We start from the raw sequence: 17346 nt of genomic DNA, 5'->3' as shown, positions 1-17346 counted from the left end.
CTTCCGAACCGGTCGCCTTCGGCGCTTCCGAACCGGTCGCCTTCGGCGCTTCCGAACCGGTCGCCTTCGGCGCTTCCGAACCGGTCGCCTTCGGCTTGGCGGGCCGCGCCGGCTCCGTCGGTGAGGGGACCAGCGGCAGGATGGGCCCGCGGACCCCGCCGTCGATCAAGGCCTGCTGGGCCCGCTCGGTGAGTTGGCGCTGGACGCCCCAGTGCTCCTCGGCCGCACAGCGCCCGGTGATCCGCAGGGTCATCGTGCCACCCTCGATCCGCTCGACCCCGAGCACCGTGGGGCGCTCCAGCATCTTGGGTTCCCAGTCCGGGTCGGCGTACAAGCGGTCGACGACCCCGTTCAGCAGTTCGATCACCCGCTGCGGATCCTCATCGGAGGCGATCGGGACATCCACGGTCGCGGTCGACCAGCCCTGGGACTTGTTCGCGATGCGCTTGATCTCCCCGTTCCGGACGTACCACACGACCCCGTTGTAGTCCCGCAGCTGGGTGACCCGGAGGGTGACCTCCTCGACGGTGCCGACCACATCGCCGGTGTCCACCACATCCCCGACCCCGTACTGGTCCTCCACGATCATGAAGATCCCGGAGATCACATCCTTGACCAGACTCTGCGCGCCGAAGCCGATCGCCAGGCCGCCGATCCCGGCCGAGGCCAGCACCGGCCCCAGCGGCAGACCGATCACTTGGAAGGCGGTCAGACCGGCGGTCACCACAATCACCACGGTCACCACATTGCGCAGCAGCGACCCCATGGTCTCGGTCCGCTGGGTCGACCGTTCGACATTCACCCCGGTGGCCTTGAGCACCAGCGACGAACCTTTGCCCTGGCTACGCTTCACCGCCGAGGCGACCACCCGCTTGATCAGCTGGTTCAGCACCACCCGCGCCACCACGGCCAGGACGAAAATCAGCACCAGCGAGATATAGGTATCCGGCCAGGTAAGGGTCAGCGCGAGAGGATTCACGGGCTCAATTGTTAGCACCGCCGACCAATCCGAGGGCATCGAGGCTCCACCCGGGCCGGCGCCGGGTGCGCTGGCGGGGCGTCCCCGGCGGGGTTACGGCGTCAGGTTCTCCACCGGCAGGAGCGGTACGGGATCGGCGGGCTGATGGCCGAGCACCTGGGCACAGAAGGACTCCTCGGCCGCCAGGGCGCGGGCGACCGAGTCGGAGCGTCGGAAGCCGTGCCCCTCGCCCTCGAACAGCAGCAGCGCGACCGGCAGTCCCTGGGCCCGCACGGCGGCGGCCATGTCCTCGGCCTGGTTGGGTGGCACCACCCGGTCCTCGGTGCCCTGCAGGATCAGCATCGCGGAGTGGAGTCGGTCCAGGTGATGGATCGGGGATCGTTCCACGTAGAACGCCCGATCCTCCGGGTAGCGCCCGATCAGTCCGTCCAGGTACCGCGACTCGAACTTGTGGGTGTCCCGCGCCAGGGTCTCCAGGTCGCCGATCCCGTACCGGCTGATCCCGGCCCGGAAGAGGTCGGAGGTGGTCAGGGCCCGCAGGGTGGTGTAGCCGCCGGCGGACCCGCCCTCGATCACCAGCCGCCGGCCGTCCACCCGGCCGGTCTGCACCAAGTGCTCGGCGACCGCGAGAACGTCGGCCACATCGACGATGCCCCACTGACCCGCCAGCTGTCGCCGGTAGTCCCGGCCGAACCCGCTGGAGCCGCGGTAGTTCACATCGGCCACGCCGTACCCGCGGGAGGTCCAGAACTGGATCGACAGGTCCAGCGCGCAATCGGCCATGCCGGTGGGACCGCCGTGGGTGAGCACCCGCAGCGGTGGGAGTTCCCCGGCCGGCGCGGCGTACCCGGGGTTGGTCGGGGGGTAGAACCATGCCCGCACCTGGTTCTCGCCGACCCGCAGCGCCTCGGGTACCGCGAGGGTGCGTCGATCCAGGTATTCGTCCACGCTGGTCCGGACCTCGCTGAGGTGGCCGGTGACCAGGTCGAGGCGGCACAGGGCGACCGGGCGGTCCAGAAAGCCGACGACCACGGCGGCGGAGCGGCCGTTGGCGGCCACGCCCCGAACGCTGACCACCTGGCTGGTGAGTCGGGTGACCTCGCCATCGGCCAGGATCCCGATCACCTGGACACCTTCCTCGAACCAGGTGCACAGGATCCGCCCGTCGGCCAGCGGAACATAGCTGCCCGGTCCCAGTTGCCAGGCCGGTTCGGTGAAGTCGTAGCGGTGGTCGTGCAGCGGTTCCCGGGTCGGTGCCTTCGTGCCGCCGCAGATCTGCAGGACGCCGCCCCGCCAGGTCTGGAAGTTCCAGTACCCGCTGCGGTCGCTGAGCCACAGCAGGTTGCCGGCGGCGTCCCAGCGCGGGTGCACCGCCGAGACCGGCGTACCGGCGCCGTCGATGGTGAGTTCGTTGCGCACGGCGTACGGGGCGGCCACGGGGAGCGTGCCGACCTTGATCCGGGCCGCATCCCAGGACATCGCCGGGTGATCCCATTCGCACCAGGCCAGCTGATCGTCGGGGCCCAGGGTTGGTCCGGCGTAGAAGTCGGCGCCGTGGCACAGCACGGTGTCGGCACCGGTGCGCAGGTCGATCCGGACGATCGTGTTGCGGATGTCGGCGGGGTCGGAGTGGTCCTCCCGGACGGCCAGGGCGAAGCCGCGGCGGGTGTGCAGTTCGAAGTCGGCGTACCGCTTCGCACCCAGCCGGGTCAGCGGGATCGGTACCTCGCCGCGGCGTACGGTGTGGACGAGGTTGCTCGGGAAGTGGGTGAAGATCACCACGCCCTCGTCGGCGTCGAAGTCGCCACCGCCGTACTCGTGCACCGTGGAGCGGACGAAGTGGTGCGGGGTGACCTCGGTGCGCTGGCCGTGGCTGTCCTGGCGCCAGATGCTCCCCCGGCCACCCTCGGTGGACCGCGATTCCAACCAGTAGAGATCTTGCCCGTCGAACACCGGGCTGGACAGGCCGACGCGGCCCTCGGTCAGCAGGTCGGCGGTGATGGTGGACCGCCAGGACCCGTACGGTGCAACCGCCATGGTTCTCCTCGTTGCCGCAGGTGTCGACATGCTACCGGAGGCGGCGGGGCGGATCCGGGTCAGGCGTGGTGCGACTCCCGGGGAGCGTGACCGCGGGAGGCGGTACCCGGTGAGACCGGCCGCAGGGCCGCCGACAGGCGTTGCCAGCCCTCTTCCATCAGCTGGCGCGGGCTGGCCGTACGCCGCAGCGACAGGCGCATCCGGGGGTGGGTCGGGTGCTCGACGACGGTCTCGAAGCCCAGCCCGAGCAACCAGTCGACCGACGGGAGCTGTTCGCTGTTGCCGAGGCGTTGGGCCCGGCACTCCAACGCCGTGTACTGCTCGGGTCCCCGGGCGATCAGCGCCGCAGCGGATTGAATCAACACCCGCGCACCCGCGTCCTGCGGATCGGGCTCAGGGGGCCGCAGCAGCATCAGCACTGCCGCGTCCGCCGACAGCGGACCACGCCCCTGGGCGCCGGTGCGGGGCACGTGCAGCGGCGGGGCGAGCAGCAGTACGCCGACCATCCCGCTCGGCCCGACCATCCCGCTCGGCCCGGTCAACGCGCTCGGCCCAACCAGGCCCACGCCGACCTGGCCCCACTCCCGCTGCGCGGCGGCGGCCCAGTCCGCCCGGTCGCCGGACTCGAGGGCGCAGTCGGCCAGGTCGGCGAGGCGGATCGGCTGGACACGGCGGGACCGGGCCATCAGTCGGCCTGTTCCCCACGGCGACGCTTCCGGGCCGCCCGGGCGGCAGGGCGGGCGAATCCGATCAGGAAGCCGAACACCACAGCGCTCACCAAGCCACCCACGAGTAGCCACCACCGTTTGGGGGTCGCTTCGAGCAGGTCTTCGTCGCCGACCAACGTCCTGATCGGCCCACGGTGGGCAGCGGGCTGCTTCATGCTCCCATCGTAGAATGACCAGAAATGAGTCAGGACAGCACATTGAATGAATCAACGCCGGCGCGGCGGGATCAACCGAACGATACGCGTCTGGATCGATATGTCGACATGTACGCCGAGCGGGCGCATGGGATGACGGCCTCGGCGGTCCGTTCCCTGTTCGCCGTGGCCAACCGGCCCGAGGTGGTTTCCCTGGCCGGTGGGATGCCGAACATCTCCGATCTACCACTAGACGTGATCGGCGGGCTGGTCTCGGATCTGATCAAGGACCACGGCACCCAGGCACTGCAGTACGGCTCCGGCCAGGGGGAGCTGATGATCCGCGAGCAGATCTGCGAGGTGATGGCCGAGGAGCAGATTCACGGCCATCCCGACGACGTCGTGATCACCCACGGCTCGCAGCAGGGGCTGGACCTGCTGACCCGGATCTTCTGCGACCCCGGGGACGTGATCCTCGCCGAGGCACCCAGCTATGTCGGAGCGCTGGGCACCTTCGCGGCGTACCAGGCAGAGGTCGTCCATGTGGCGATGGACGAGCACGGTCTGAACCCCCAGGCCCTGCGGCAGGCCCTGCTCACCCTGCGAGCGGCGGGGAAGCGGGTCAAGTTCCTCTATACGATCCCCAACTTCAACAATCCGGCCGGCCTCACGCAGCCGCTCGAGCGCCGCAAGGAGATCCTCGCGATCGCCGATGAGCTGGATCTGCTGATCGTGGAGGACAACCCCTACGGGCTGCTCACCATCGACGGTCAGGATCCGTTGCCCGCCATGCGGTCCCTCGACGATACCCATGTCGTCTATCTGGGGTCGTTCTCCAAGACGTTCGCCCCCGGCCTGCGGGTCGGCTGGGTGCTGGCGCCGCACGGCGTACGGGAGAAGCTGGTGCTGGCCCAGGAATCGGCGACCCTGGCACCCTCGGTCTTCTCCCAGTTCGTGGTCTCGACCTATCTGGCCCACTGGGACTGGCGGGCTCAGTTGGACACCTTCCGCGCGATGTACCGGGAGCGCCGCGATGCCATGCTGCGCGGCCTGACCGAGCACATGCCGCCCGGCAGTACGTGGACCCACCCGACCGGTGGCTTTTTCGTCTGGCTCACTCTGCCCGAGGGCCTCGACTCCCAGGCGATGCTCCCCCGCGCCGTCTCGGCGCGCGTGGCGTACACCCCCGGTACCGCCTTCTATGCCGACGGCATGGGGTCGCGCAACATCCGGCTGTCGTACTGTTTCCCGCCCCCCGAGCGGATCATCGAAGGCACCCGGCGCCTCGGTGAGGTCATCAACAACGAGCGCGACATCAACGAGACCTTCGGCCTGAAGTCGTTCACCCACACTCCCCGCATCCACCCCGGTCCCGGTCCCGACCTCCGCTGACCCGGTTCCCGGACCCCTCCTTAGAAAGGCGCTCACGTGACTCCCACCACCGACCACACCGTCCTGGTTCTGTCCGGCGGACTCTCCCATGAACGCGAGGTCTCACTGCGCTCGGGACGCCGCGTCGCCACCGCACTGCGCGACTCCGGCTACACCGTGCTGGAGTCCGACGTCGACCAGGCCCTGGTGCCGCTGCTGCAGGGGCGCGACGACATCGTCGTGGTTCCGCTGCTGCACGGGGAAACCGGCGAGGACGGTGCCATCCGCGAGGTCCTCGAACTCGTCGGCGCCCCCTACGTCGGGTCCCGCCCCGCGCCCTGCCGGCTCGCCTTCGACAAGTCGATCAGTACCGCCGTGATGGCCAAGAACGGCGTGACCACCCCGCATCAGGTCGCCCTGCCGCACGACATCTTTCGCGAGCTCGGCGCCAATGCGCTGGTTTCCGCCCTCGGGGGCGCGCTCGGTTTCCCGATGATGGTGAAGCCTGCGCGCTCGGGGTCGGCACTGGGCTGCACCAAGGTCAGCACCCCCGAGGAACTCCCGGCCGCGATGGTGGGGGCGTACGCGTACGGCCCGGTCGCGGTCGTGGAGACCTACATCGAGGGTGTCGAGGTCGCGGTCGGGGTCCTCGACACCGGGGACGGCCCGCGTGCCCTGCCCGCGGTGGAGATCCGGCCGCAGTCGGGGGTGTACGACTACGCCGCCCGGTACACCGCCGGTGCGACCCGCTTCCTGACCCCGGCTCAGATCGACGACAGTGTCGCTGCCGCGTGCGCCGAGATGGCCCTGCGCGTCCATGAGCGGCTCGGGCTGCGGGACCTGTCGCGTACCGATCTGATCATCCGAGACGGGGAGCCGGTCTTCATCGAGGCCAACGTGGCGCCCGGGATGACCGAGACCTCGCTGCTCCCCATCGCACTGGAGGCCGAGGGCGGAAGTCTCGCCGAGAGCTGGTCCGCCCTCGTTGAGCACGCGGTCAGCCGGATGAGCAAGTAGCCGTGTCCAAAGCCGCCAAACAGGTCGTCATCTGGGCCATCGGGCTGCTGGTGACCGGCGTGATGATCGGTCTCGGCCTGTGGCAACAGGACCGCTTCGAAACGTCCGGGATCAAGGCCACCGAGCAACGCCTCGATGGCGATCCCCAACCCCTCCAGCAGGTCGCCGAGGTCGGGGGCGCGATCCCCACCTCGTACGGCACGTCGGTGACTATCAACGGTCGGTACCTGCCGGAGCAGCAGATTCTGGTCCCGGTCTACGGGGACGCCGATCATTACCGCGTCCTGACCGCGTTCCAGTTCGCCGACGGCAGCATCGTGCCCGTGGTGCGCGGCGTCGTTCAAGGGACCAGCGTCCCGGCTGCGCCGTCCGGCACGGTGACCCAGACCGGCTACTTCCGGCCGACCGAGGCGGCGGCCGAGGGCTCCGTGCCCACCGGCATGCTCGGCTCGGTCCGCCCCGAACAGCTGGTGCAGCTGTGGCAGCAACCGATGTATCCCGGATTCGTCAGCCTGATCGACCGCGACGCCGCTGCCCAGGGCCTGGCGGTGGACCCGGTGGCGCTGCCCAACGGCGCCGGCGAGGCACGCAATCGTGGGTACGCCCTGCAGTGGTGGATCTTCGCCGGGGCGGCCGTCGTTGCGACCATCAAGCTGTCCCGGGACGCCGCCACCGACAGTGGCTGGATGGCTCCGGCCGCCCGCTGGGACGAGGAACCCGAGACACCGGCGGTCCCCGCAGTTTCGAAACAGTCACGGCAACGTGGCACCCTGACCATGGACGAGTTGGAGTTGGCGCTGCGTGAGCGCGACTCCGACTCCGCGACGAAGAGCCCCAAGGAGGCCGAAGAATGATCGAGGTCAGCAAGATCAAGAAGTCGTTGGTGTTCTACCGCGTGATGGCATACATCGTCGGTGTCCTGCTGATCGTGCTCGTCTGCGTCGGCGTACCGCTGCGCTACCTCAGTGACAACCAGCAGCTCGAAGCGATCGGCGCCACGATGAACCAGGTGATCGGGATCGCCCATGGCTGGCTGTACATGGTGCTGATCACCTCGGCCATCCTGCTCGGACGACAGGTCCGTTGGACCTGGAAGTGGATCCTGGTCATTGCGCTGGCCGGAACCGTGCCTTTCCTGTCGTTCGTGGCCGAGCATTTCGCGACCAAGGATGTCCGGCGGCGACTCGCGAAGATCGATCAGTACCTGGACAAGCGGGACGCCGACACTGAGCGGCGTGAGGCTACCGCCTGATCGATGTTCCACGTAGAACGCTCCCCCACCGGGGGAGCGTTTTTCATGTCCGGACTCCGTTCACGACGATCGTCGGGGACATCACGTTCCACGTGGAACGCCTCGCTCCGAGTGTCGCGGGTCAGCTCCGGCAGCGGCCCGGCAGGACTCGCCGGCACCCGCAGCCGGCATGTTCCACGTGGAACCAGCCGTCACGATCCGAGCTCACGCGCAGAGACTCTCAGGATTGAAAATCGCGATCCACCGATCGGGTCCGGATTATCACCCAGCACCGACCGGGCCGTCCCCTGGGCGCGTACGCTCCGCCGCCGACCACCGCAACCGGCCGGTCAACTGGGTCAAGGGCGCAGACTCCGGCCCGAGTCGACACGATATCCACATCTTCATCCACCGGCCTGCCGCGCACCACTGCTCACTTCGGCTCTGGAGCGTCCCTCGTTCTCCACAAATCACATCGATGTTGTCCACACCGGTCCCAGGCTTTGGTTACCCATCCCGGCTCCTTGTAGCCTGAAGCCCGAACCCAAGAACAGGAGGCTTGAGCATGACGCCAGACCCCATCACGGGACTCGGATGGCCGGCTCAATCCTCGACCGAGACGCACCTCGGCTGGCCCGCGGCCGCCCAGCCGGCTGGGACTCTCTCAGTTTCCGGCGAGCGTACGCCCGTCCCCCCGGCCCCCTCGGATTCCGACTCATCGCAGGACCCGTCCACGCCGCCCCCTGTCGAGGAGTCAGCATCCATGACCGCGCCTCCCACCGAAGTATCCAGCTCGGCCGCCGGCGGACCCCGACGGGCTCTCTACGATGAACCCGAGGAAGGCCTTCCGCCACCCCCCGAGCCCGAACCCGATCCGGCCGAGCCGCCGGTCTCCGGGCAGTGGCTGCCCAAACCGGACGCCACCCGGGTCATCGTTGTCGCGAACCAGAAGGGCGGCGTCGGTAAGACGACCACCGCGGTGAATTTGGCCGCCGCTCTGGCAGCGGGCAACCTCTCCGTGCTGGTGGTCGACCTGGACCCGCAGGGGAACGCCTCGACCGCCCTCGGTATCGAACACGAGCCCGGTACGGCCGGTACCTATGACGTCCTGATGGGGGAACACACCATCGCCCAGGACGCGCAACGCTCCCCCGAACCCGGTGAGCTGTGGGTGCTGCCCTCGACGGTCGATCTGGCCGGCTCCGAGATCGAGCTGGTCAACACTCCGGGCCGGGAACGACGCCTGGCGCTGGCACTGGATGAGTTCATGGAGTCCAACGAGATGGACTACATCATCATCGACTGTCCGCCCTCGCTCGGCCTGCTCACCCTGAACGCGCTGGTCGCCGCCCGGGAACTGTTGATTCCGATCCAGTGTGAGTACTACGCCCTCGAAGGTGTCGCACAGCTGATCAACACCATCAACCTGGTCACCGGGGAACTCAACGACAATCTCGTTCTGAGCACGGTCCTGCTCACCATGTTCGATGCCCGGACGCGGCTGGCCGGACAGATCGTCGACGAGGTCCGCGAATACTTCCCCGAGCAGACTTTGCCGGTGGTGATTCCTCGCTCCGTCCGGATCAGCGAGGCCCCCAGCTACGGCCAGACCGTACTCAGCTACAGCCCCGACTCGGCCGGTGCCAAGGCGTACCAGAATGCCGCTGCAGAAATTGCACGGCGCGGATCGAAGGAGACCCTATGAGCAACCCAGTGCCCCGCAGTGGGCTCGGACGCGGGCTCGGCCAGCTCATCCAGAACACCGACCGCCCCCGGACCAATCGGCCGGTCGATCAGGTGATCGACTCCGGTTCGACGGCCAACCGCGCCCCGGCCGGCTCCTACTACGCCGAGATCCCTATCGAGTCGGTCACCCCCAATCCGAGGCAGCCGCGGGTCGAGTTCGATCCGGATCTCCAGGCGGAGCTGGTCGAGTCGATCCAGGAGGTCGGCCTCCTGCAGCCCGTCGTCGTCCGCCCCCTGCCCGGTCAGCGTTTCGAGCTGGTCATGGGTGAGCGTCGCTGGCGCGCCTCGAAGGAGGCGGGCAAGACCGCGATCCCGGCGATCGTACGCGGCACCGAAGAGGGCGACATGCTGCGCGACGCCCTCCTGGAGAATCTGCATCGGGCTCAGCTGAATCCGCTCGAAGAGGCGAATGCCTACCAGCAGTTGCTCGACGACTTCGGGTGTACGCAGGAGGAGCTGAGTCAGCGGATCAAGCGTTCTCGCCCGCAGATCTCGAACACGCTGCGGCTGCTCAAGTTGCCCGCTCCGGTGCAGCGGCGGATCGCCGCCGGCGTCCTGTCGGCGGGCCATGCCAAGGCGCTGCTCTCCCTCAGCGATCCGGCACACCAGGAACACCTGGCCCAGCGGGTGGTCGCCGAAGGACTGTCGGTTCGGGCCACGGAGGAACTGGTTCACCTGAGCGCCGACACCCCCGCGCCCACCTCTCGACCGGCGGCCAAGGCACCCTCACCCCAGGCGGTGGAGTTGACCGAGCGCCTGTCCAGTTTCTTCGACACCCGAGCAAAAGTCGACATCGGCAAGAGCAAGGGAAAGATCGTCATCGAGTTCGCCGGAGAAGAGGACCTCCACCGGATCCTTGAGTTGATGCAACTCAAGTCTGGCGAATAGGGCCGAAAAAGAGCTCCCGCGACCCGGTGTCCCCGGATCGCGGGAGCTGCTCATTTCCCCGCTCACAGAACTGGTTGAATCATTGATTACCTGGTGAAGTGCACGAACATGCCGACCGACAGGGTTGCGGCGGCAACCAGGGCGCAGCCCAGCTCGACGAGCATCCCCGCCCCGGTCGCCTTGATCGCTTCCCAGGAGCTCTTCAGGGCGAGCTTGGGCTCCCGGACCCGGACGAGTTCACTGACGAACAGACCCACGGCGAAGCCGATCGGCAGGCCGAGCGCCGGGAGCACGAACATCCCCGCGATCCCGCATACAATGCCGATGATCACCGACACGTCGGGAATCTTCTCCCGCTTCATCACCCGTCCGGTCAGCACGTAGGTCGCGATCATGCCGCAGATCACGAAGACCGCGCCGATGCCGAAGACCAGCCAGCCGGTCAGGCCGCCGATGAACAGCGCCCACACCAGGAGGCCGATGAGAACCAGGAAGCTGCCGGGCAGAACGGGTACGACGATGCCGATGATCCCAATGATCACGAGTAGGCCGGCCACAATGGATGCGATCACGTCTGGAGTCACCTCTCCAGGTTAGCGAGCCAGAAGCCCCTCGGTGCTGCGGCCGGTGCGTCCCGGGAGATCCGCGAGCCCCCGTCAACGCTGGTCAGCACCTCGTAAGGTGAGGGTATGCCTATCGCCATCACCGACCCGAGGACGGGGGAGGTCGTTCGGACCTACCCCGAGTTCACTGCCGCCCAGATCGAAGAGAAGCTCGCCGCGGCTGCCATGGCGTTCCCGTCCTATCGACTCACCTCCTTCGACCAGAGAGCTGACTGGCTCCGGAATGCTGCCGACCTCCTCGACCAGCGCAATGACGAAATCGCTCGCCTCATGTCCCTCGAGATGGGAAAGACCGTGGCCGCAGCCCGGGCCGAGGCCACCAAGTCGGCCCAGGGGATGCGCTTCTACGCCGAGAACGCCGCGGCATTTCTCGCCGATGAACCGATTGATCCGGCCAGCGTCGGTGCCAGCAAGGCGTACGGCAGGTATCTGCCGCTGGGTGTCGTACTCGCGATCATGCCGTGGAACTTCCCCTTGTGGCAGGCGGTCCGCTTTGCGGCACCCGCACTGATGGCCGGCAATGTCGGGCTGCTCAAGCACGCCTCGAATGTGCCGGGATCGGCACTGTTTCTCGAGCAGTTGTTCGCTGATGCGGGGTTCCCGCAGGCCACGTTCCAGACCCTGTTGATCGGTTCCGGAGCGGTGGCCGGAATCATCGCCGATGGGCGGGTTGCCGCCGCTACGCTGACCGGATCCGAGGGGGCCGGGGTGAGCGTCGGTCGGGCCGCCGGGGAGTCATTGAAGAAGGTGGTCCTCGAGTTGGGTGGCTCGGACGCGTTCATCGTCATGCCCTCGGCCGACATCAGCAAGTCCGCTCGTATTGCGGTGACCGCCCGGGTCCAGAACAATGGCCAGTCCTGTATCGCCGCCAAGCGATTCATCATTCATGAGGACATCTACGACGAATGGCTGGCCCAATTCCGGGCCGGGTTTGCCGCCCTGACACTCGGAGATCCGGCGGCGGACGGGACCGATGTCGGGCCGTTGTCGACCGAGGCCGGTCGCGACGAGGTCGCTGCCCAGGTGCGTAATGCGATTGCTCACGGAGCGGTGGTCGAGTTCGGCGGGAACGTGCCGGACCGTCGGGGTTGGTGGTTCGAGCCCACCATTCTGACCAATATCACCCGCGAGATGGACATGTACCACGAAGAGGTCTTCGGCCCCGTTGCCCAGGTGTTCCGGGTCGCCGATATCGATCAGGCGATCGAGATCGCCAATGACACCCGATTCGGGCTGGGCTCCAACGCGTGGACCACCGATGCTCAGGAGCAGGATCGGTTCATCCGCGACCTGGTGGCCGGCCAGACCTTCATCAACGGCATGGTCACCTCCTTCCCCGGGCTCCCCTTCGGCGGCGTCAAGAACTCCGGTCACGGCCGCGAACTGGCTCGCGCCGGTATTCGGGAGTTCTGCAATCTCAAGGCGGTCTGGATCGGCTGAGTCCTTTCCCCCCACCTGTGCTCAACCGCTGTTCGTATACTGACCCAATCAAGTTGGTGCGCGGTGCGCTGCGCCCTGGTCGGTACGCCGAGAGTCGGTACGCCGCTGACCGGAAGGAGACCTGTCATGGCACGCGATCGCACTGCCCGGGCACGTATTCGGGAACTGCTCGCGGCCAACGGCCCGGTGATCGACCCCTCCGGCTACGCCACCGGTGAACTCAAGGACGCCATCGATTACCAGGGCTCGAATACTGCGTTCATCCAGTTGATCGCCGCGATGGAGCGCGACCAGGAGATCGTTCGGGAGATCCGTGGGAAGCGCACCTATCGCATCAGCGCACACCCCGAGACGCCGACCGCCGCCCCACCATCGGGGTCGGGCGGCGTACCGGCCGGGATCGAGCTGGACTATGCCGCCCTGGCGCGGGCCCTGATGCGAGAGATGTGGCAGACCGCCGAAGCGATCTCACTCGCCGAGCAGACGGATGCGCCGACCGCGGGAATGGATTACCGGCGGCGACTCGAAGCTGCTCGGCAGAAGTTGGACGAGGTCCTGGCGGAGTCCGTCGACTCCTGACCGGGGGGGTCACTGCGCCGGCTGATCCCCGGTGGGTACATGCATCGTGAACTGCTCGAGGGGTTCCCCGGGGGCGTACACGTTGTTGAAGATGTCGGCGCCGGCCTCGGTCAGGAGCACCTCGGTACCGTGCCACACATCGACGTCGGGGTAGCGCGGACCACGTTCGAGCCGCACCGTCGCCAGCTCGATCCGGGCGGTCTCATCGGGGTAGACCGGGGCGATAGTCAGGACCGTCCGGTCACCGCGAGCTTCCAGCCGAGGGTGGGCAATGCGGACGAAGAGCATGTTCGCATGCCCGGAGAATCGGACATCACCCCGGAAGGACCACGTCTGCTCTGCCTGGGCGGTCTCCCGGTCCAGGGGAAAGAAGCATTCGAGCTTGTCCGACTCATGGGTGGTGGCCCCGTCACTGAGGGAACCCTGGCCATCGGGCATCCGGGCGATGTAGGTGACGAACGAGGACTTGATGCCCCACAGGAGTCCATAGGGGTAGGGCTCGCTCGTAGTGGAATCGGTCATGAGGCTCCTGGCCGTAGGTTTCGTCCCCACATCATAGAGGGGCTATGCCACCGGTCGGCACCGCGCTTGACCAGCGAATCGCACCCGGGGAGGCTCACCCGGCCGCGATGCGCAATGCGGTCGTGGCCTCAGTGGTGGGGTGCGCGCGTACGGACACGATCGAGGCGCGTAGTTTACGCTTTGCCAGCAACTTATCCACAGCCCTCAATTCATCGGACACCGAAGCGCCCTTCAGGGCGATGAACTCTCCGGTACGCGGGCGCATCAGCGGCAGACACCACGGCAGCAAGCGTTTCAGTGGTCCGACCGCGCGACTGGTAGCTACATCGTAGAGCTCCTTGTGCTCTTCGGCGCGGGCCCGTACTATGTCCACCCGGTCACTTATCCCCAGCTTATCCACAGCCCTTGTGAGAAACGCGACACGACGTTCCAACGGCTCAAGCAGTGTCACCCGCAGGTCGGGGCGGACCAGCGCCAGCGGGATCCCCGGCAGCCCGGCGCCGGATCCCACATCGACCACCGAGGCGTCCTGCGGCATCACCGACCCCAGCGCGGCGGAGTTCAGGATGTGTCGCTGCCACAGCCGATCGCCCTCCCGGGGCCCGAGCAGTCCCCATTCGATCCCGTCGGTGGCCAGCAGTTCGTGGTACGCCCGGGCGGCCCCGACCCGATCTCCGAAGATCTCGGTCAGGGCTGCCTCGGAGATGTCCTCGGCGGGGAGGCCGGCTGCGGAATCCCCGGCCTGGTCCACCGGCTTGTCGGACACCTCGGCCCGAATCAGCTCGGGAGGATGACGACGCGCCGCTTGGGCTCTTCGCCCTCGGACTCGCTGGTCAGCCCGGCTTCGGCGACGACATCGTGGACGATCTTGCGCTCGAACGGATTCATCGGGGCCAGGCGTGCGGGCTCCCCGGACTCCGTGACCTCCTGGATCGCATCCTTGGCCAGGTCGGTGAGTTCCCGGCGGCGCCGATCGCGATGCCCGGCGACATCCAGCATCAGGCGGGAGCGCTTCCCGGTCTCGGTCATCACCGCCAGGCGCGCCAGTTCCTGCAGCGCCTCGAGGACCTCGCCGTCCTTGCCGACCAGCTGGTCGCCGGAAGTGACGATCGAGACATGCGCCCGGCCGCCCTCGGTGAAGATGTCGATGTCACCGTCGAGGTCGGCGATGTTCAGCAGTTCCTCGAGGTAGTCGGCCGCGATGTCGCCCTCTTCCTCGAGCGCCGAGGCCTTGGCCGAGCGACGTCGTGCGGGAGCCTCGCCCTCGGCTCCCGCCTCGTCGGCGTCATCCTCGTCCGCCTCGTCGGCGTCGTCCTCATCCTCGTCAGCATCATCGGCGTCCTCGTCCGCCTCGGCGGCGGCCGACCCGCTCTCGATCGCGGCCTCCGCCTCGACCGGCCCGCCGTTGCCCGCCGCGGCAGCCTCCGGCTGATCGGAATCGCTCACCGCTACCGGCGCGGCGACCTCCTCGGCGGCGTCGTTGGTCGCGTCCACATCATTGCTCATCGGGGATGTTCTCCTTCACAGAAACCGCTGGCATCAGCGGGCGGCCGTGGGTTGGCCTGGGGGCCTTACTTGCCTTTCCGGGTGCTGCGGGTGTCCCGGCGCGGCTGCTGGCGCTGGACGCGCGGCTGCTGGCGCTGCACCGCCGGCTTGTTCGCCTGGTCGGTGGCAGACTTCGCCGCACCCTTGCGCGGCTCGGGCTCCACGACCGGTTCGGACTTCACCACCGGCTTGCGCGGGATCTTCTGCCCCGGCTTGTAGTCGCGGGGATCGTGGCCCTTGGCGCGCAGGCGCTCCTCCCAGGCCACGTACGCCGGCGTCCCGGGGGTCGGATTCTGCCGGATGATGTAGAACTGCTGGCACATCGACCAGAGGTTGCTGGTGCTCCAGTACAGCAGCACACCGAGCGGGAAGTTCACCCCGCCGACACCGAAGACCAGCGGCATCGCGTACAACATGATCTTCTGCTGCTGGGCCATCGGACCGGTCTGGGATTCCGCCGGCATGTTCTTGCTCATCAACTGGTACTGCGCGAAGAACTGGGTCACCACCATCAGCACGATCATGATCGCGGCCACGGTCTGGGTGATGCCCCACCCGTTGGTGAGCGGCCAGAATCGGTCGGCCAGGGTGGCGCCGAAGAAGTTGGCGTGCGCCAGGGACTGGGTCATCTCGTGCGAGAGCACGCTGCCGGCCACCGGAGCGGCACCGGTCGCGGCATTGTTCAGCACATTGAACAGCGCGAAGAAGATGGGCATCTGCAGGAGGATCGGGAAACAGGACGCCATTGGATTGACGCCCTCCTCCTTGTAGAGCTTCATCGTCTCCTGACCGAGCTTCTCCCGGTCGTCGGCGTACTTCTTCTGCAGCTCGCGCATCTTGGGCTGCAGTACCTGCAGGTTGCGTGAGGAGCGGATCTGACGCACGAACAGCGGAATCAGCGCGGTCCGGATGATGACGGTCAGCAGGACGATCGACAGGCTCCAGGTGAGACCGGAGTCGGGCCCGAACAGCGGGGACAACAGCCAGTGGGCGCACCACAGCACCCCGGACACCGCCCAGTGCAGGGGGGACAGAATGGTGTCCCAGAATCCCGCCAGGGGAATCAGATCCATGAAAAGCGCACCTTCTCTTAGTCGCCGCTGACGCTGCGGTCAGGCCAGGTTGTGGTCAGGCAGGTTGTGGTCCGGCTTGGTTTGGGCTTGCAGGTTCGGCAGCCGTCGCCGACTGCGGCCCGTCCCGATCTCTATTGTGCTGATCAGAGGCAACTCCCAGCGAATCGGCGGCCGCGGCGCGTTCGGCCTGCTCGGCCGCCCAGGCTTCGGCGGCCGGGGTACCGGGCACCGGGTCGTAGCCGCCGGAGGACCAGGGATTGCAGCGCATGATCCGCCAGATGGTCAGCCCGCCGCCCTTGATGCTCCCGTGGACGTGCACCGCCTCGAGCCCGTACGCCGAGCAGCTCGGGTAATAGCGACAGACATTGCCGTACAGCGGGGAGATCACCGCGCGCCAGGCCCGGATGAAGGCGATCATCAGCCACTTCAGCGGATCGCGCCACCACTTCATCGCGCGCTCCCGGCGGTTACGGCCCGGCGGGCCAGTTTGCGCCGACACGACTGCCAGGCGCCGACCAGATCGGCCGCCAGCTCCGCGTCGGCGTCCGCCGCGGCCGGCAGCGCCCGGACCACGGCGGTACAGCCCCAGGGGTCAGCAAAAAGCAGCGGCCGCGTCAGGTGACGCAGTCGCCGCTTCACGCGATTGCGATGAACCGCATTGCCGACCGCCTTGGACACCACGAAACCGACCCGACTGCGCTCGGTCTCCGCGGTCTGCACCATGTGCACCACCAGGGTGGCCCGCCCGGCGCGGACACCACCGCGGATCGTCGCACGGAAATCCTGCGACGATCTCATCCGGTGCCCACTGGGCAGCATGACTGCGGGTTCGGTCAGCCGGCCAGCTTGGCGCGGCCCTTGCGGCGACGCGCCGAAAGGATCCCGCGGCCCGCGCGCGTGCTCATCCGCTCGCGAAACCCGTGGACGCGGCTGCGACGCCGGTTGCTCGGCTGGAAAGTGCGCTTGCTCACAGGAGTTCCCCAAATCTGTCAATGTTGAACGCCAGCACCCACAGCGAACTCTCGTCCGAGGGCACAGGAAACTCGCCGGACTGCCCGGCGACCAGTTAACGGTACGCTGCCCCGCCGCGCCGGTCAAATGGCCGACGAGACTCACACAGAGTCCCCGCGTAGCAGGGTGCCGTGCCTCACATAGTTTTCCCCGGGAAGTGTGGGTGGCGGTCACGATGGGGTGTGAGTGTGAAGGATCTGTCGTTGGCTGCCAGGTACGAGGTGACCAAGAAGTACGCGCAGGCTTATGCGGCGGCGCCGAAGAAGGGCAAGAGCGAGATCTTGGATCAGGTGGTCGCGGTGACCGGCTGGAACCGTGACCATGCCCGCCAGCAGTTGACCGCCCGGCTGCGGCAGACCCCGGGTCGGGCCCGGGCCACCGTCGCGGTGATCGACCGACGCACGACCAAAGCACGCCGGTAC

Annotated in this window: 20 protein-coding genes and 1 pseudogene; 9 read left to right on the top strand and 12 right to left on the bottom strand. The window is 67.6% G+C overall.

The annotated features are described in order from the left end of the window. The 4 genes from G531_RS23585 to G531_RS0116900 all read right to left on the bottom strand — a co-directional run. A partial coding sequence (locus G531_RS23585; protein ID WP_051215652.1) for a mechanosensitive ion channel family protein occupies positions 1 to 979 on the bottom strand: 979 nt, incomplete at its 3' end. 93 nt (positions 980 to 1072) lie between these two features. Beyond that, a complete protein-coding gene (locus tag G531_RS0116910) occupies positions 1073 to 3016 on the bottom strand; it encodes an alpha/beta hydrolase family protein (RefSeq protein ID WP_026928129.1) in 1944 nt (647 codons plus the stop codon). Positions 3017 to 3075: 59 nt separating this feature from the next. Then, the gene (locus G531_RS0116905) at positions 3076 to 3702 is read right to left on the bottom strand and encodes a hypothetical protein (protein ID WP_026928128.1); all 627 of its coding nucleotides are present in this window, start codon (positions 3700 to 3702) and stop codon (positions 3076 to 3078) included. Beyond that, the gene (locus G531_RS0116900) at positions 3702 to 3899 is read right to left on the bottom strand and encodes a hypothetical protein (RefSeq protein WP_026928127.1); all 198 of its coding nucleotides are present in this window, start codon (positions 3897 to 3899) and stop codon (positions 3702 to 3704) included. The genes G531_RS0116905 and G531_RS0116900 overlap by 1 nt, the downstream gene beginning before the upstream one ends. A 24-nt stretch (positions 3900 to 3923) precedes the next feature. Here G531_RS0116900 and G531_RS0116895 point away from each other — a divergent pair, with 24 nt between their 5' ends. The 6 genes from G531_RS0116895 (at position 3924) to G531_RS0116870 (ending at position 10131) form a co-directional block, all read left to right on the top strand. After that, a complete protein-coding gene (locus G531_RS0116895) occupies positions 3924 to 5270 on the top strand; it encodes an aminotransferase-like domain-containing protein (RefSeq protein ID WP_035759539.1) in 1347 nt (448 codons plus the stop codon). A gap of 36 nt (positions 5271 to 5306) precedes the next feature. Continuing rightward, positions 5307 to 6266, top strand: a complete 960-nt coding sequence (locus tag G531_RS0116890) for a D-alanine--D-alanine ligase family protein (protein WP_026928125.1) — start codon at positions 5307 to 5309, stop codon at positions 6264 to 6266. 2 nt (positions 6267 to 6268) lie between these two features. Next, positions 6269 to 7120, top strand: coding sequence for an SURF1 family protein (locus tag G531_RS0116885; RefSeq protein WP_026928124.1), 852 nt, complete (start codon positions 6269 to 6271; stop codon positions 7118 to 7120). Then, positions 7117 to 7518, top strand: coding sequence for a DUF3817 domain-containing protein (locus tag G531_RS23580; RefSeq protein WP_081684221.1), 402 nt, complete (start codon positions 7117 to 7119; stop codon positions 7516 to 7518). The genes G531_RS0116885 and G531_RS23580 overlap by 4 nt, the downstream gene beginning before the upstream one ends. Positions 7519 to 8260: 742 nt before the next feature. After that, entirely contained in the window at positions 8261 to 9202 is a 942-nt protein-coding gene (locus tag G531_RS23575) for a ParA family protein (protein WP_051215651.1), read from the top strand. Next, on the top strand, positions 9199 to 10131 hold the full coding sequence (locus tag G531_RS0116870; RefSeq protein WP_026928123.1) for a ParB/RepB/Spo0J family partition protein: 933 nt from the start codon (positions 9199 to 9201) through the stop codon (positions 10129 to 10131). The genes G531_RS23575 and G531_RS0116870 overlap by 4 nt, the downstream gene beginning before the upstream one ends. 86 nt (positions 10132 to 10217) lie before the next feature. On the opposite strand, the gene G531_RS0116865 is transcribed toward G531_RS0116870, so the two are convergent. Then, a complete protein-coding gene (locus tag G531_RS0116865; RefSeq protein ID WP_211221896.1) occupies positions 10218 to 10703 on the bottom strand; it encodes a DUF456 domain-containing protein in 486 nt (161 codons plus the stop codon). Positions 10704 to 10820: 117 nt separating this feature from the next. Between G531_RS0116865 and G531_RS0116860 the strand changes: the two genes are divergently transcribed. Together G531_RS0116860 and G531_RS0116855 are read left to right on the top strand one after the other, a co-directional pair. Continuing rightward, positions 10821 to 12194 carry an NADP-dependent succinic semialdehyde dehydrogenase gene (locus G531_RS0116860; protein ID WP_026928121.1) on the top strand — a complete coding sequence of 458 codons (1374 nt, stop codon included), beginning with the start codon at positions 10821 to 10823 and terminating at the stop codon, positions 12192 to 12194. Positions 12195 to 12320: 126 nt separating this feature from the next. Next, positions 12321 to 12773 (top strand): hypothetical protein, encoded by a 453-nt coding sequence (locus G531_RS0116855; protein ID WP_026928120.1) that lies wholly within the window; start codon positions 12321 to 12323, stop codon positions 12771 to 12773. A gap of 9 nt (positions 12774 to 12782) precedes the next feature. Here G531_RS0116855 and G531_RS0116850 read toward each other — a convergent pair whose 3' ends face one another. The 7 genes from G531_RS0116850 to rpmH form a co-directional block, all read right to left on the bottom strand. Continuing rightward, a complete protein-coding gene (locus G531_RS0116850) occupies positions 12783 to 13295 on the bottom strand; it encodes an HtaA domain-containing protein (RefSeq protein WP_026928119.1) in 513 nt (170 codons plus the stop codon). A gap of 94 nt (positions 13296 to 13389) precedes the next feature. Next, the gene (gene rsmG, locus G531_RS0116845) at positions 13390 to 14061 is read right to left on the bottom strand and encodes a 16S rRNA (guanine(527)-N(7))-methyltransferase RsmG (RefSeq protein ID WP_245630452.1); all 672 of its coding nucleotides are present in this window, start codon (positions 14059 to 14061) and stop codon (positions 13390 to 13392) included. 11 nt (positions 14062 to 14072) lie between these two features. Then, positions 14073 to 14672 (bottom strand): Jag family protein, encoded by a 600-nt coding sequence (locus tag G531_RS0116840; RefSeq protein ID WP_026928117.1) that lies wholly within the window; start codon positions 14670 to 14672, stop codon positions 14073 to 14075. Positions 14673 to 14866: 194 nt separating this feature from the next. Further along, on the bottom strand, positions 14867 to 15913 hold the full coding sequence (gene yidC / locus G531_RS0116835; RefSeq protein ID WP_051215650.1) for a membrane protein insertase YidC: 1047 nt from the start codon (positions 15911 to 15913) through the stop codon (positions 14867 to 14869). A 55-nt stretch (positions 15914 to 15968) separates the two neighbouring features. Further along, complete coding sequence (gene yidD / locus G531_RS27040) at positions 15969 to 16364, bottom strand: membrane protein insertion efficiency factor YidD (protein WP_081684219.1); 396 nt, start codon at positions 16362 to 16364, stop codon at positions 15969 to 15971. Next, complete coding sequence (gene rnpA, locus G531_RS0116825; RefSeq protein WP_026928115.1) at positions 16361 to 16732, bottom strand: ribonuclease P protein component; 372 nt, start codon at positions 16730 to 16732, stop codon at positions 16361 to 16363. Before rnpA ends, yidD begins: the two co-directional genes overlap by 4 nt. Before the next feature lie 14 nt (positions 16733 to 16746). Beyond that, on the bottom strand, positions 16747 to 16884 hold the full coding sequence (gene rpmH, locus G531_RS25400) for a 50S ribosomal protein L34 (protein ID WP_081684218.1): 138 nt from the start codon (positions 16882 to 16884) through the stop codon (positions 16747 to 16749). A 222-nt stretch (positions 16885 to 17106) separates the two neighbouring features. Here rpmH and G531_RS23565 point away from each other — a divergent pair. Continuing rightward, a pseudogene (locus tag G531_RS23565) lies at positions 17107 to 17346 on the top strand (hypothetical protein); the annotation flags it as partial.

Source organism: Granulicoccus phenolivorans DSM 17626 = NBRC 107789 = JCM 15570, assembly GCF_000423085.1.
Taxonomy (GTDB): domain Bacteria; phylum Actinomycetota; class Actinomycetes; order Propionibacteriales; family Propionibacteriaceae; genus Granulicoccus; species Granulicoccus phenolivorans.
The sequence above is the reverse complement of the archived record's forward strand: the minus strand, read 5'-3'. Positions and strand labels throughout refer to the sequence as shown.